Genomic DNA, 13,918 nt, shown 5'->3' with positions numbered 1-13,918 from the left:
CCGACACTCGCCGGGGCCGCTGTCACGGCTGTGTGATGAGGCTGTGCCCTGCCTGTGAGTCGCGGGAGCCCGCATCACCGCGGCGGGTGCCGGCATCGTCGGGGCGGGTGCCGGCTTCATCGGGGCGGGTGCCGGCATCGTCGCGGTGGCCGGAGCCGCCAGGGCGGGCTGCGCCATCGTCGCGGCGGGCTGAGCCGTCGGGACGGGCTCCGGCATCGTCGCGGCGGGCTGAGCCGTCGGGAGAGGCTCCGCCATCGTCGCGGCGGGGCAGCCGGACGGTGAAGACGGTCCGGCCGGGGACACTGTCGACGCTCACCTCGCCGCCGTGCGCGAGGACGACGGCCCGGACGATCGCCAGACCGAGCCCCGTACTCCCCGCCTGGTCCCCCGCCCGACGCGAGCGTGAGGCGTCACCACGGGCGAACCGCTCGAAGACGTACGGGAGGAGCGCGGCCGGGACGCCGGGCCCGTCGTCCTCGACCTCGACGAGGACGTCACCGCCGTCGCCGCGCACGCGGGCGGTGACGGTGGTGCCGGACGGGGTGTGGGTCCGGGCGTTGGCGAGGAGATTGACCAGGAGCTGGTGCAGACGCGCGCCGTCCGCCCGGATCTCGACCGCCTCCTCCGGCAGTTCGAGACGCCAGTGGTGGCCGGGCCCGGCGGCACGGGCGTCGCTGAGGGCGTCCACGACCAGCGGGGCGAGATCGGTGCTCTCGTACGAGAGCGGGCGTCCGGCGTCCAGCCGGGCGAGCAGCAGCAGATCCTCCACCAGGCCCGTCATCCGGGTCGCCTCGGACTCGATCCGTCCGAGCGCGTGCCGCGTGTCGGGCCCGCACTCCTCAGGGCCGCGGCGGGTCAGCTCCGCGTACCCGCGGATGGAGGCCAGCGGGGTGCGCAGCTCGTGGCTGGCGTCGGCGACGAACTGCCGTACCCGTGTCTCGCTCCGCTGGCGGGCGTGGAGCGCGGAGTGGACGTGGTCGAGCATGCGGTTGATGGCCGCGCCGACCTGTCCGACCTCGGTCCGTGGATCGGCCTCGGCGTCCGGCACCCGCTGGGGGAGGGCGACCTCGCCGCTGTGCAGGGGTAGTTCGGATACCTGTGTGGCGGTCGCGGCGACCCGCCGCAGCGGCCGCAGCGCGATCCCGACCATCGCCCCGCCGGCGAGCGAGGCGGCGACGAGCCCGGCGCCGGTGACGCTCACCTCGACGAGGATCAGGGTGGAGAGGGCGTCCTCGACATCGCCGAGGGGGAGCCCGACGAGGTAGTCCCCGCGCTCCCCGGTGGCGTACTCGACGCGATAGGCGTCGTCCAGGCCCGGCAGCTCGACGGTGTGCGGTTCGCCGTCGCGCGGGACGGTCGCGAGGGCGGTGCGCTGGGCGGAGCTCAGGTCGTGGACGGTGTACATCGGTCCGTACGCCCCTTGCTGCGGCGGATCGGAGACCCCGGCCTGCCCCAGCTCACCGTCGACGACCACCGCACCGAGCGTGCCGAGCGGGGCACCCGGGCCGATGACGAAGCCGAGCGGATCGTGCGAACCGCCGCCGGGCACGCCGCCCGGCACGCCCGGTGCGGTGATCGGCCGCCCGGCGGCCCGGTTGGACACGTTCCGCAGCTGGGCGTCGGCCTGGTCGTAGAGATAGGACCGGAACGCGAACGTCGTCACCGTCCCGATCACGGCGGCGACGACGGCGATCAGGGCGACGGCGGAGACGACAAGCCGCGTACGCAGCGACCACGGCCCGCGGAATCCGGACACCGGGCTACTCCCCCGGCTTGATCAGATATCCGGCCCCCCGCCGCGTGTGGATCATCGGGCTGCGCCCGGCGTCGATCTTCCGCCGGAGGTAGGAGATGTACAGCTCGACGACGTTCGCCTGGCCGCCGAAGTCGTACGACCACACCCGGTCGAGGATCTGCGCCTTGCTGAGGACCCGGCGCGGATTGCGCATGAGGTAGCGCAGCAGCTCGAACTCGGTGGCGGTGAGATGGATCGACTCACCGCCGCGGGTGACCTCGTGGCTGTCCTCGTCGAGGGTGAGGTCGCCGACCACGAGCATCGACTCGCTGCGCGCCTGCGCGGCCCCGGAGCGCCGGATGAGACCGCGCAGCCGCGCCACGACCTCCTCCAGGCTGAACGGCTTGGTGACGTAGTCGTCGCCTCCGGCCGTGAGACCGGCGATCCGGTCCTCGACGGCGTCCTTGGCGGTCAGGAAGAGGACGGGCACGTCGGGCAGATCGCGCCGCAGACCGCCGAGGACGGTGAGCCCGTCCATGTCGGGCAGCATCACGTCCAGGATGACCGCGTCGGGCCGGAACTCCCGCGCCGTGCGCAGGGCCCCGGCTCCGTCGCCGGTGCTGTGCACCTGCCAGCCCTCGTACCGCAGGGCCATGGAGAGAAGCTCGGCGAGCGACGCCTCGTCGTCGACGACGAGGACACGGACGGCGGAGCCGTCGGGCCGGAGCATGTCGGTGCGCCGTTGAGGCGTGGTCGCGGTCATGCCGCCACGCTGGCCGGAGGTACTGAGAGGTCCCTTTCGCTTCCCTGTGAATTCCCTGAGAACACCGCGGAGCGGTGGTGATCGGCTACGTGAGGCGGCCGGGAGCGGCGGAGACGGGGACCGGGCACGTGAGGCGGCGCGGTCGGGGACGACGGAGACGGGACCGGCTACGGGAGACGGCGCGGCCGGGGACGACGGCGAAGACACGACCGGCTACGTGAGGCGGAAGAGCCCCGCCGCGTTGTCGTGCACGACCCCGCGCAGCCAGTCGTCGCCGAGCCCGAGCCGTTCGAGGGCGTGGAGTTGGTGGACGTACGGATAGGGAATGTTCGGGAAGTCGGAGCCGAGGAGGATCCGGTGGCCCAGGGCCCGCAGCCGCGGCAGTTCGTCGGACGGGAAGGGCGCGAGGCGTTCGCTGAAGTCGGTGAAGGCCATGGTGGTGTCGAGGTGGACGTCCGCGTACCGCTCGGCGAGGTCGAGGAAGTCGGCGTACTCCGGCATGCCCATGTGCGCGACGACCAGCCGCAGGCGGGGATGGCGGGCGAGCAACCGCCCGACGGGCACGGGCCCGGTGAACTTGCCGGGGGCGGGCCCCGAGCCGCAGTGGATGACGACGGGTACGCGTGCGTCGGCGAGCGCCCCCCAGCTGTCGTCGAGCAGGTCGTCGTTGGGGTCGAAGCCGCCGACCTGGAGGTGCACCTTGAAGACACGGGCGCCGGACGCGAGGGCGTGAGCGACGTAGCCGGTGGCCTCCGGCTCGGGGTAGAGGGTGGCGGTGTGCAGACAGTCGGGGGTACGGGCGGCGAAGCCGGCGGCCCAGCCGTTGAGCCACCGGGCCATGCCGGCCTTGTGGGGGTAGAGCATCGAGGTGAAGGCGCGGACGCCGAACCCGCGCAGTATGTCGACCCGGCGGTCCTCCTCCTCGCGGTAGGTGATGGGCCACTCCAGGCCGGTCAGGGGACCGACGGCGTCGAAGTAGGCCCAGACCTTGTCGAGGACGTTCTGGGGCATGAAGTGGGTGTGGACGTCGACGAGCCCGGGAAGCCCGAGGGCCGCGGCGAACGCCCGGGGGCCCTCGGGGCCGTCCGCGCCGGGCCCGTCGTGCCCGAGGAGGTGCTCTCCGGGGCCGTCGTGCCCGAGGGGATCCTCCCCGGAACCGACGTCCCCGAGGGCGCCCTCCCCGCGGTCATCGCCTGTCAAAGCTGTAGCTCCGCTCGACCTTGCCGACGTGGACGCTGTAGCTCTCGTACCAATGCTCGCGCCCGTGGCGCTGGGCGGCCTGATGCTCGGCGTTTCGGCGCCAGGCGTCGAGACCTTCGGCGTCGCGGAAGTACGCGACGCTGATGCCGATGCCGCCGGGGGTGCGGGCGGACTCGTAGCCGAGGAAGCCCGGGACGTCCCGGACGATCTCCTGCATGCGGGCGGCGGTCTCGGCGTACCCCTCGGGGTCGTCGGCGCGCAGGGACGTGAAGACGGCGGTGTAGTAGGGCGGTTCGAGGCCCGCCACCAGGCGCTGGGTCATGTGGATCAGCCTGGGCCGGGGGAGGCGGGTGTGTCCATAAGAGCCGCCGGAAGGGATCCAAGTCTTTACGGAGGCGCGTCGGCGGGGCCGGTCAGAACAGCCCACGCCGGCCCGGCGCTACGAGCCCGGTCAGAACAGCCCACGCTGCTCCGGCGATACGGGCCCGGTCAGAACAGCCCACGCTGGTCCGGCGGTACGGGTCCGGTCACGGCGATCGGCACGGAGACGGGTGCGCCGGGGTCGGCCGAGACGATGCCCCAGCCGCTCATGAGCCGGGTGTCGAGGGCGAGACAGCGCCCCTCGGAGTCGAGAAGATGCAGGTCGGGCCCGGCGGCGGCGAGGAGGCGGCCGGCGACGACACCGCCTTCGACGAGTTCGGTGACGGTTCCGGACAGGGGCGGCAGGCCATCGAGATGGAAGGCGTCCGCGTGGTCGTGCACATGGAGTCCGGCCGGTTCGAGGGTCTCGGCCCAGCCGGGCAGGGCGACGGCCCGCCGGTACAGCTCCTCGATCTGCCGGGCGCGCTCGGGGGCGGGGGGCAGGTCGTGCCGTACGCCTCGCTTCCGCGCGTACGGGATCCGGTCGGGCACCTTCAGCGCGTGCCGGAGGACCTCCTCGGTCCGCCGCGCGGCCATGAGCGGCCCGCGGCCGAGCCAGCTGAAGGCGACGGCGCCCTGCTCCAGGAGCCGGGCGTCGCCGCGGGCCTCGGCCGTGATGCCGACCTTGGTCATCCCGGGCCCGAACCAGGCGAGGTACACGCGGTACGGCCGGGGATCGTCCGCGATCGTGTCCGCGGCCACCGAACGCAGCCGGTCGAGCCGCGCGCACTCGGCGCACTGGCCGCCGGTGGCGCGCCCGGGGACGGTCGCGTCGAGCGGACAGGGGTTGCCCCGGGCGCCGGGGCAGTGCCGGCGGTCGACGGCCTGGAAGCCGATCCGCTGCCCGTACTCCAGGCCGGACACGCGCCCGCCCACCCAGCGGAGCCCCGGCGTGCCCCCGCCCCACCGCATTCCGGCGCACCGCCACACCATGCGCGCTCTCCCCTGCCGTCGGCCGTCCGGCTGCCAGTCTGCGCCACGCCCGGCGGGCCCGCCGCCCCCGCCCTACTCCGCCTCAGCCCGGCGGGCCCGCCGCCCCGGGGACGGGCACGCCCCCGCCTCAAGCCGGCACTCCGCCGCCCCGGGACGGGGCCCCCGCCTCAGCCCACCGCCCCGCCTCACTCCGGCAGCAGATAGATCCGGGTCCCGTCCGGCGCGGTGCCGGTCTGACGGATGCAGCCGCGCGCCACCAGCAACGCCACGCAGTCCCCCACCCGCTCGGCGGCGAGCCCGGTCCGCCGCGCGATCTCCTCCAGCCGGTACCGTGCCCCGCCCCGCACGAGCGCGGGCGCGAGGTAGGCGGCGACAGCGCGCACGTCGTCGGTGAGGGCGAGGTGGTCGGCCTGCCAGGAGGCGAGGAGCTCCTCGGGGGTCACGGCGGGGCCGGTGCGCTGGGTGGGGACGGAGAGCCGTTCGAGGGAGTCGGCGATACGGGAGAGATTCCGGTTCGCGTCCCACAACAGAGCGTTCCGCTCCGCCTGCCGGGCGGCGATCTCCTCTTCCAGCCGCAGATTCCGCTTCTCGAGCCGGACGATGATGTCGACGACCTCCCGCGGCATGACGTAGCCGGGGTGCACGGGGGAGGGCTCGAGCGCGTAGGCACCGTCGCGCTGGACCGTGGCGACGACGTCGGAGACCCAGGCCTTGAAGGGCGCGCACTCGGGTTTGGTGCAGGCGTTGACGAGCTGGACGAGCCCTTGCAGATCCACCACCTTCATCGACTTCTTGAGCCCGTGACCCGCGATCTTGCGAGCGACGTCCGCTCCGAGGACACCGCGTGCGAGGTCACCGAGCACCTGCTGGCGCTCTGCCTCCACATGCGCGAGAACCGCCTGCCGGGTGTTGACGTATCCCAGCTGCCTCGCGGCGTCGACGGCCGGGAACCAGTGCGTCCCGTCCGGCATCGTCAGCCTCCGCAAGCGCGCGCCCGTCGCCGCGAACACGAAGTCGTTGATGTCGATCGCGTCCTTCTGTCCGAGCTGCTCGTCCATCGAGCCTCACCTCCGGAAGCGACGCTAGGCCGATGGCATATTCAACTGACATGTAAATCCAGGCGCGTTCACCCGAAAGAAGAAGGCCCCCTGGAAACCAGGGGGCCTCACTCCTCGCGTCCGGGCGGGCGGACTACCGCGCCACGAACTGGGTCAGGATCGCCTGCACCTCATAGATGTCCACGCCCTTGGTGAAGGTCTTCTGGATCGGCATGGCGTTGCCGGAGATCCAGATCTTCAGCTCGGCGTCGAGGTCGAAGGTCCCGGCGGTCTCGACGGCGAAGTGCGTGATGCTCCGGTACGGGATCGAGTGGTACTCCACCTTCTTGCCGGTGATGCCCTGCTTGTCGACGAGCACGAGCCGCCGGTCGGTGAAGAAGATGGTGTCGCGGATCAGCAGGTACGCGGCGTGGATCTGCTCACCCTGTCCGAGCAGCCGCGCGTACTCCTGCTGAGCCTGCGCCGGATTGATCGCGTGCGCGTTCCCGAACAGCGCCATGTCAGACCCCCCAAGAAAAAGACGACAAAAGGATCTTCAGACTATCTCGCGCGTGCTGTCACACTCACGCGCCGGGCAGTGTCGGGAACCGTGACGGACCCGCCAAGGGCCCAACCGCCAAGAAGCACCCGATGTCCACCACCGCCGTCGTCGTCACCGTCGTCGCCGCCGTCATGGCGGGCTTCCCGGCCACCTCGGTCTTCCTCAAGCCGCGTGGGTCACCAAGCCCCTCGCCGCCTACGACGTCCCCCTGGTGGACCTGGCTCGGCACGGCCAAGACCACCGGAGCGGGGAGTTCATGGGCGAGGCCGGTGACTTAGACCGCTTCCAGACGGAACGCGAGGCCGGCATCGCGGCAGCCGTGGAGGACCACTTCCCCGCCCTCCACGAGATCCACACGACGGCATACGCTCCGAGGACGCCCGAACCCGCGAACTGCCGGTCTTCGGCGGCGTCCCCGTGCACCACCCCACCCACGCCCGCCCCCCGTTCCTGATCCTCCGGCCCCCACCATGTGCGCACGGTGGCGGACTTCCTGACCGCGTCGTCCTTCGACAGCCTGTGGGAGCCGCCCGCCACAAGGTCCTGCCCCCCTTCGTCCGCTTCGACGAAGCCGAGGTCAAGCACTGGTTCCTCACCCACCACACCGACCTGCGCACCTTCTACTCCCACACAACCCCGACGGGCCAGGCCATCGTCAAGGCGTTCTGGTACTGACGGCGGACCGACCACCCCCGCGGCGCCTCCGGCACTCAGAGGGGCACCCCCGCGAGGCCCGCGAAGTCCGGGCCATCGGGCCGGTGAAGTCGTCGCGCTCGCGGTATACCGTCGCCGTCTGCCCTCACTGTTTCGCGGCCACACGGCTGGTGCACCGAGGGATCCCGGCGGGGGGCTACGGAACGGCGTCAGTTGCTGAGGCTGCTGGCCGGTGACGACGAGCATCCGCAGCTGCCCTGGCCTCCCTCGTAGGCGGCGCCGCCTACGTCGTGTGGGAGGGGACTTGCCCCCGCCGAGGCACATGCCCGGTCCTATGCGCTCCTACTTCGGCACACGCGGCGGTAGGGCACCGAGACTCCGGGTCCGAACGAGCGATGCCGCTCCTCGGCCGGCATGCCCAGCCGGTCCGCATCGGGCAGATCCCAGCTGCCGACAGAGCGTGGACCTTCATGCCGCGGGTTCAGGATGGTACTCACTCGTCAGCGTCGACGGCCGAGAGTGGGTAACCCACCCCGCAACGTGTGAATGCTCCCCGACCTCGTTCGGTCATCCGCGCCCCGGACGTGACCTCCGCCGAGCCATTCTCCGGCTGCCGCGGCGGCTTCTGCGTCATGCCGACGCTGTTCCGCAGCCAGTACGGCGATGGCCTCACGCATCCGCTGGGTGAGGGCCGCCGCGACCTCCGGACTGCGGCTTCCGTCGATCAGAACCCCGCGATCCTGCCGACGCGTGGTGACGAGCCTCGCGTGCCGGTCTTCCGGCTGTGCGACGCGCAGGCCCTTACCTGTCGCCAACAGACCAATGATCAATTCGAGGGCGTCGATCTTCTTCGGCAGTACCACCGTGTGCTTTCGCCGTGCCCAGTTCGTCGGCTCAAGCGAAGCGCCGTTGAGCCTGCCGTCCTTCGTGATGCTCCCCCAGACCTGTATCGACTTCCAGTTGGCCAAGATCCCCCCACTTGGTCACCCGCATACGGAATTGGCCGTCGCGTGCGCCTTGTTCCTACCCACCGCGACGTCGGACCTACGCCTCGCCGTGAGCACCAATCACCCCCCAGGACCTCGTGGAAGCCCGATCCCCCGCGCCCAGCGCCCATTCCGTCTGCCCGCGCGTCACTGGACTCGGTGCGGTCGGCTCCTCCCGGGCCGATGGCGGACAGGATGGGACTCCCCCGCCTCAGCACCCCACCGGCCGACACCCGCGTCCCAGCAGCGTCCCGCGGAGCGGAGCCGGGAAGCCCCGGCGGAGCAACAGCGAGGCCGGGTGCTTGATGAGGCAGAGAACCCACAGATCGCCATGACGATGGGGTCGACGCGGAGGCGAGGTTGTCGCACTTCGCTGCCGTACGGGCACAACACGAGAGGCCCCGGACTTTCGTCCGGGGCCTCTCGTCTGCTGTGCACTCGGCAGGATTCGAACCTGCAACCTTCTGATCCGTAGTCAGATGCTCTATCCGTTAAGCTACGAGTGCTTGTGCTTCCCGGCTTTTTTCTTGCCGGTCGGCGTTGCGGGAACAACATTACATGACCTGCGCCGTAGCGCGAAATCCATTAGCCAGACACCCTCTGACCTGCGGAAACGTCATTCCGGGGCCTTGTCGCGTCCCCCGGGAGGGCGGCCCGCGCCGGGGCGAGGAGTGTGCGCGGGGCGCGCGGGCGTGGGCTCGGGGAAGGGGTCGGGAACGGCCGAAGCCCCGGCCGTGTGGGCCGGGGCTTCGGGTGGGGCGGAGGCGGAGGGATTTGAACCCTCGATGGGCTTTAAGACCCAAACCGCATTAGCAGTGCGGCGCCATAGACCGGACTAGGCGACGCCTCCATGCACCCCGCGCGGGCGCGAGTGGTGCGTGCAGATGATGACACAGGCGGGCCTGGTGCCACCAATCGCTTCTCACCGTACTAGCCCTCCGGGGCGGAGAGCAAAGCCCGTCGGCGCATCGCACGGCCCCTCCCGCTTGCGCAACGAACGGCCGTACGGAGCGTTAGAGAGGACGGACCCCGAGTCCGTAGCCCCTCCGCCCCGCCGTCCTGGAGTTCGTATGCTGCGTCGCCTCGTCCTCGCGACCGTCACCACCGCCGTCGCGACCCTCGCCACCGCCACCACCGCGACCACCGCCACCGCGATCGGTGCCCTCGGGGGCGGACCGCTGCCGCCCCTGTCCCTCCTCAGCCCGGCCGACACCCTCACCGTGACCGTCGCGAAGAGCGGTCACCGCCAGGCCGACGGCACGTTCAGGCTCGAGTGCGGCGCCAAGTCCGGCGGCGACCACCCCGCCGCGCAGAACGCCTGCCGGCGCCTCGCCCAGCTCGCGAGGGACGGCGAGGACCCGTTCAGGCCGGTCGGCAAGGATCGGTTCTGCACCCAGATGTACGGCGGCGCCGCCGTCGCGCACATCAAGGGCACCTGGCAGGGGCGCAGTATCGACGCCCGTTTCTCCCGGGCCAACGGATGCGAGATCGACCGCTGGGAGAACCTGGAGCCCGTCCTGCCCCGCGTGCGCGGATGACGTGAGGAAGACGTTCGGATCTTGCCGGGGGCACGAGACCTCGCCCCCCGCCCCCCGAGCCTGCCCTTAGACTCCTTCAGTGACAGGCTGCGGCCCGAGGGGCAAGATGGGGCCGGCCAGCCGCCAGGCAAGGTGCAGTGGGTCAGGGAGGAAGCGTCGTCGTGAGCAGCAGGCCATCCCGAGGCGCTGCTCGCCTCGCAGCCATACTTGACGCCCTCCCTGACGGCCTCGTGCTCGTCAACTGCAACGGCACGGTCGTCAACGCCAACACCATCGCCCTCGGCATGTTCGAGACCCCCGGCACCGCGCTCGTCGGGCGCGGCCTGCTCGATCTGCTGCCCGGTTTCGACTCCCGGCTGATCCCCGGCTCCATGCGGCTCCCCGAGGGCACCGACGAGCGGGGCCGCACCAAGCCGACCCGGATGATCGCCCGTCGCACCGACGGCAGCGAGTTCGCCGTCGAGGTGACCAGCGCCAGCCTCGAGGACGGCCGCGAGGCCTACGACTCGTACAGCGGCTACACCGGCGACGAGCTGCTCATGCTCGTCGTACGCGATCTCACCGGCACGCTCGACACCGAGGCCGAACTCGCCCGCTCGCAGCGCCAGACCGAGATGATCCTGCGCGCCGCCGCCGAGGGCGTCGTCGGTACGGACACCGAGGGGCGCGTCGTCCTCGTCAACCCCGCCGCCGCGCAGATCCTCGGCTTCCGGGCCAGCGATCTCGGCGGCAAGGAGCTGCACCCGCTGATCCTGCACTCGCGGCCGGACGGCGAGCCGTTCCCGTACGAGGAGTCGCCGCTCGCGGACACGCTCAAGTCCGGCCGCAAGCACCGGGTCCGCGGGCAGGTGCTGTGGGCGAAGAACGGTTCGCAGGTGCCGGTCGACCTGACGACCGCTCCCGTGCGGGACGGGGATCAGCTCGTCGGCGCGGTGATGACCTTCACCGACCGCCGGCCGTACCAGCAGCTTCTCGACAAGCACGCCGCCGAACTCGCCGAGCACACGGAGCGGCACGCGTCCGAGCTCGCCGACCGCACCGAGCGGCACGCCGCCGAGCTGGAGCGCCAGAAGGAGCGGTACGAGGAGCTGGCCGCCCGGCACGAGCAGCTGACGGCCGTCCTCGGCGAGTCTCTGCGCGGGCCCCTGGAGGAGCTGCGCACGGAACTCGCCACGCTCGCCGCCGACGACGCGGGGCAGCTGTGGCCCGAGGCCAACCAGCTGCTGCACCATCTGGCCGCCGGGTACGCCCGGATGACCACCCTCGTCGACAACGTTCTGGGCTATCAGCGCCTGGATGCCGGAGCGGAGACCCTGGACAAGAGCGTGGTGCTGCTCGACTCGGCCGTGAGCGCCGGTGTCGACGGGGCCGTGGAGCTCATCGGGCCGGGCCGCGTCCAGTTCGCCGTGCACGCGCCGCCGATCGAGGCCGAGGTGGACGCCGGACGTCTCGCGACCGCGCTCGCGCATCTCGTCGCGGACGTGGCAGGCGTCGACTCGACCGGCAAGGCCCGGGTCGTACCGGGGGCCGGATACGCCGACTCGACGATCGTGGTGGCGGCCGCGCAGCGCGGTGACGTCGTACGGATCGAGGTGCGCGGACCGTACGCCGGAGGCGACCCGGTCCACCAGCCCATCGTGCGCGGGATCGTGGCGGCGCACGGCGGTGTGGTGCAGACGCACGAGGTGCCGGGGACGAGCGGCAGCGCGTACGTCCTGGAGGTTCCGCTCGGGAGCGGGAGGGGGACGGTCGCTCAGCCGCCCGCCCCCGAACTCGAGCCGAAGCCCCAGTCCGCGCCGAGGCCCCAGGGCGGACAGCTCGCCCTGCCCGCACAGGCCTCGGAGACCCACGGAGGCGGTCGGCGGCGGGCCCGGCGGGCTTCGACCGACGCCTTCCTCGAGAGTTCGGTGGCGGCGGAGGACGGTTCCGGTTCCGGTTCCGCCGGCAGTGCCGGTGTCGGTGCGGGACCGACGGGTCGTCGGCGTGGTCGTACGGAGACGGCGGACGCACCGGCCGCCGCCGAGCTGATCCCGGCCCAGAGCGCCGACACCGGTACGCATGCCGGTACGGGCACGGGTTCGGAGGCCGGGCCGGGCGTGGCCGAGGCCGCGGGGCCCACCGGACGTCGTCGCGGTCGTCCCGCCGAGGGCGCCGTGGTGACCGCCGCCGAAGGCGCGCAGGGCCGCGCCGCGCTCGGGAACACCGTTCCCCCGCAGGGTGTCCCGGCCGAGGCGCCCGCTCTGGCACGGGCTCTGCCCGCCGTCGCGAGCCCCGATGAGGCGCCGCAGGGGCAGCCCACCGGGCGCCGCCGCCGGGCGCTCGCGGCCGCGCAGGAGCGGGCCGCGGCGGCCGAATCCGGACCGCGTACCCCGTTCGCGCTCCCCCCGGCGGACGCGGACCGCAACCCCGACCCGGCACAGGCACAGGTCCCGGCGCCGACCCAGGCCCGGACGCACGTACCGGCACCGGCCGCACCGGGCCCGCTCCCCGTCGGCGATGAGGGGCGGCACGACGCCGTACCGTCCCGGCCGGGCACCGCTCAGCCGTCTCCGCAGCCGCAGCCGCAGCACCCCCAGCCGCTGCCCGAGCCGACCGGTCGGCGCCGGGCCGCCCAGGACACGTCGGCCGGGGTCCCGGGGAGCGCCCCGCAGGAGACCCGGGCCGCCACCGGCTCCGCACCGCTGCCGCCGACCGCTCAGCCGCTGCCGTCCGAGGCACCTGGGCAGCAGGACCATGTGCGGCAGCATCAGGCGCAGAAGGACCGGACGCAGGGCGGGCGGGCGTTCAGCGTCCGGACGCTCGGTCAGGGTGTCCCGTTCGCCCAGCAGATCGCGGCGCAACAGAACCAGCAGAACCAGCAGAACCAGGAAGGTCCGCAGAACCAGCAAGGTCCGCAGAGCCAGCCGAGCCTGCAGAGCCCTCAGCACCAGCCGAGCCCGCAGAGCCCGCAAAGCGCTCAGGGCCCGAGCGGCGGCACGCCCGTCGGCGGCGGGACCGGCACGATCGGCTCCCCCGCGTCCAACGGGTCCAATGGCTCGAACGGCTCCAACGGCTCCGGGCGGCGGCGCAGGCTCGCCACCCCGCCCGAGGGCGACCGGCCGGCCCCCGCCCCCGTGGAACCGGTGGCCAAGCCGCACCCGCAACAGGCCACCCCCGCGCCCAAGCTCGCTCCCCCCGCCCCGGAAGGCCGCGCGTACGCCATAGGGGCCCCTGCCGAGGGCGCCGCCGAGGGCCCCGAGCCGCTCGACGGCCCGGGCGGTGCGGTCGAGGTCGCGAACAAGCCGCTTCCGCAGCCCGTGGACGACGAGCTGCCCCCGGAGCCGCTGGACAATCCGCGCCGTCTGCTCGTCTGGCCCGCGCCGGACGTCGCCACGCAGCAGGCCCTGAGCGACCGCGGCTACCGACCCGTGATCGTGCACTCCCGCGAGGAGGTCGACGCCCAGATCGCCGCCTTCCCGGCCGCCCTGTTCGTCGACCCGCTCACCGGGCCCATCACCCGTACCGCGCTCCAGTCGCTGCGCCAGGCCGCCGTCGCCGCCGAGGTCCCGGTGCTGCTCGCGGCCGGCCTCGGGCAGGCCACCCGCGAGGCGGCGTACGGCGCCGACCCCGCCGTACTCCTGAAGGCGCTGGCGCCCCGCGACAGCGAGCAGCACCCGTCCCGCGTACTGCTGATCGAGGAGCACGAGGAGATCGCGCAGGCGCTCGCCGCCACCCTGGAGCGGCGCGGGATGCAGGTGGCGCGGGCCGCGACCGACACGGAGGCGGTCACGCTGGCCACCCAGACGCGGCCGAACCTGGTGGTGATGGATCTGATGCAGGTGCGCCGCCGCCGGGCCGGGATCATCGACTGGCTCCGTGCGAACGGGCAGTTGAACCACACCCCGCTCGTCGTCTACACCTCGGCCGGTCTCGACGAGGCCGAGCTGCCGAAGCTGTCGTCCGGCGAGACGGTCCTCTTCCTGGCCGAGCGCTCCACGAGCAGCGAGGTGCAGGCTCGGATCGTGGATCTGCTGGCGAAGATCGGAACGAACTAGCCGAACCGCCGTACGGGGAGAGGGCCAGGCCCCCTCCCCGTACACGCGGTGTCCCG

The 13,918-nt window shown here is 72.6% G+C and carries 12 protein-coding genes and 2 tRNA genes; 4 read left to right on the top strand and 10 right to left on the bottom strand.

What is annotated here, in order from left to right; genetic code table 11:
- Window positions 1–22: 22 nt before the first annotated feature.
- From ABZY12_RS05680 to ABZY12_RS05650, 7 genes are all read right to left on the bottom strand, one after another.
- Window positions 23–1,756, bottom strand: coding sequence for a HAMP domain-containing sensor histidine kinase (locus ABZY12_RS05680; RefSeq protein ID WP_356887464.1), 1,734 nt, complete (start codon window positions 1,754–1,756; stop codon window positions 23–25).
- Window positions 1,757–1,760: 4 nt separating this feature from the next.
- A complete protein-coding gene (locus tag ABZY12_RS05675; protein WP_356887462.1) occupies window positions 1,761–2,498 on the bottom strand; it encodes a response regulator transcription factor in 738 nt (245 codons plus the stop codon).
- A gap of 213 nt (window positions 2,499–2,711) precedes the next feature.
- Complete coding sequence (locus ABZY12_RS05670) at window positions 2,712–3,698, bottom strand: amidohydrolase family protein (RefSeq protein WP_356887460.1); 987 nt, start codon at window positions 3,696–3,698, stop codon at window positions 2,712–2,714.
- Window positions 3,685–4,020, bottom strand: a complete 336-nt coding sequence (locus ABZY12_RS05665) for an antibiotic biosynthesis monooxygenase (protein WP_356887458.1) — start codon at window positions 4,018–4,020, stop codon at window positions 3,685–3,687. Before ABZY12_RS05665 ends, ABZY12_RS05670 begins: the two co-directional genes overlap by 14 nt.
- A gap of 167 nt (window positions 4,021–4,187) precedes the next feature.
- Entirely contained in the window at window positions 4,188–5,051 is an 864-nt protein-coding gene (locus ABZY12_RS05660; protein WP_356887456.1) for a DUF2797 domain-containing protein, read from the bottom strand.
- A 185-nt stretch (window positions 5,052–5,236) separates the two neighbouring features.
- Entirely contained in the window at window positions 5,237–6,109 is an 873-nt protein-coding gene (locus tag ABZY12_RS05655) for a Bro-N domain-containing protein (RefSeq protein WP_356887454.1), read from the bottom strand.
- Between the two features lie 133 nt (window positions 6,110–6,242).
- The gene (locus ABZY12_RS05650) at window positions 6,243–6,608 is read right to left on the bottom strand and encodes a PH domain-containing protein (protein ID WP_356887452.1); all 366 of its coding nucleotides are present in this window, start codon (window positions 6,606–6,608) and stop codon (window positions 6,243–6,245) included.
- Window positions 6,609–6,739: 131 nt separating this feature from the next.
- On the opposite strand from ABZY12_RS05650, the gene ABZY12_RS05645 reads away from it, so the two are divergent.
- Window positions 6,740–6,928: a hypothetical protein gene (locus ABZY12_RS05645; protein ID WP_356887450.1), complete on the top strand. Its 189-nt coding sequence runs from the start codon at window positions 6,740–6,742 to the stop codon at window positions 6,926–6,928.
- A 241-nt stretch (window positions 6,929–7,169) separates the two neighbouring features.
- On the top strand, window positions 7,170–7,325 hold the full coding sequence (locus tag ABZY12_RS05640; protein ID WP_356887448.1) for a hypothetical protein: 156 nt from the start codon (window positions 7,170–7,172) through the stop codon (window positions 7,323–7,325).
- Window positions 7,326–7,804: 479 nt separating this feature from the next.
- Here the strand turns inward: ABZY12_RS05640 and ABZY12_RS05635 are convergent, their stop codons facing one another.
- The 3 genes from ABZY12_RS05635 to ABZY12_RS05625 all read right to left on the bottom strand — a co-directional run bounded on the left by ABZY12_RS05635 (window position 7,805) and on the right by ABZY12_RS05625 (window position 9,140).
- Window positions 7,805–8,272 (bottom strand): hypothetical protein, encoded by a 468-nt coding sequence (locus tag ABZY12_RS05635; RefSeq protein WP_356887446.1) that lies wholly within the window; start codon window positions 8,270–8,272, stop codon window positions 7,805–7,807.
- 451 nt (window positions 8,273–8,723) lie between these two features.
- A tRNA-Arg gene (locus tag ABZY12_RS05630) sits at window positions 8,724–8,796 on the bottom strand.
- Window positions 8,797–9,049: 253 nt separating this feature from the next.
- Window positions 9,050–9,140: transfer RNA gene (locus tag ABZY12_RS05625), tRNA-Ser, on the bottom strand.
- A 220-nt stretch (window positions 9,141–9,360) separates the two neighbouring features.
- Between ABZY12_RS05625 and ABZY12_RS05620 the strand changes: the two genes are divergently transcribed.
- On the top strand, window positions 9,361–9,828 hold the full coding sequence (locus tag ABZY12_RS05620) for an SSI family serine proteinase inhibitor (RefSeq protein ID WP_356887444.1): 468 nt from the start codon (window positions 9,361–9,363) through the stop codon (window positions 9,826–9,828).
- A 161-nt stretch (window positions 9,829–9,989) separates the two neighbouring features.
- The gene (locus ABZY12_RS05615) at window positions 9,990–13,862 is read left to right on the top strand and encodes a PAS domain-containing protein (RefSeq protein WP_356887442.1); all 3,873 of its coding nucleotides are present in this window, start codon (window positions 9,990–9,992) and stop codon (window positions 13,860–13,862) included.
- Window positions 13,863–13,918 lie beyond the last annotated feature (56 nt).

The organism is Streptomyces sp. NPDC006551 (assembly GCF_040611675.1).
In the GTDB taxonomy this organism is placed as follows: domain Bacteria; phylum Actinomycetota; class Actinomycetes; order Streptomycetales; family Streptomycetaceae; genus Streptomyces.
Note: the sequence above shows the minus strand (reverse complement) of the source record. Positions and strands in the feature narration are given on the sequence as shown.

Excerpts from the sequence above, each read along its gene's own strand:
- ABZY12_RS05655 (WP_356887454.1), bottom strand. The coding sequence starts at position 6,109 with ATGGACGAGCAGCTCGGACAGAAGGACGCGATCGACATCAACGACTTC.
- ABZY12_RS05660 (WP_356887456.1), bottom strand. The coding sequence starts at position 5,051 with ATGGTGTGGCGGTGCGCCGGAATGCGGTGGGGCGGGGGCACGCCGGGG.
- ABZY12_RS05645 (WP_356887450.1), top strand. The coding sequence starts at position 6,740 with ATGTCCACCACCGCCGTCGTCGTCACCGTCGTCGCCGCCGTCATGGCG.
- ABZY12_RS05650 (WP_356887452.1), bottom strand. The coding sequence starts at position 6,608 with ATGGCGCTGTTCGGGAACGCGCACGCGATCAATCCGGCGCAGGCTCAG.
- ABZY12_RS05665 (WP_356887458.1), bottom strand. The coding sequence starts at position 4,020 with ATGACCCAGCGCCTGGTGGCGGGCCTCGAACCGCCCTACTACACCGCC.
- ABZY12_RS05620 (WP_356887444.1), top strand. The coding sequence starts at position 9,361 with ATGCTGCGTCGCCTCGTCCTCGCGACCGTCACCACCGCCGTCGCGACC.
- ABZY12_RS05675 (WP_356887462.1), bottom strand. The coding sequence starts at position 2,498 with ATGACCGCGACCACGCCTCAACGGCGCACCGACATGCTCCGGCCCGAC.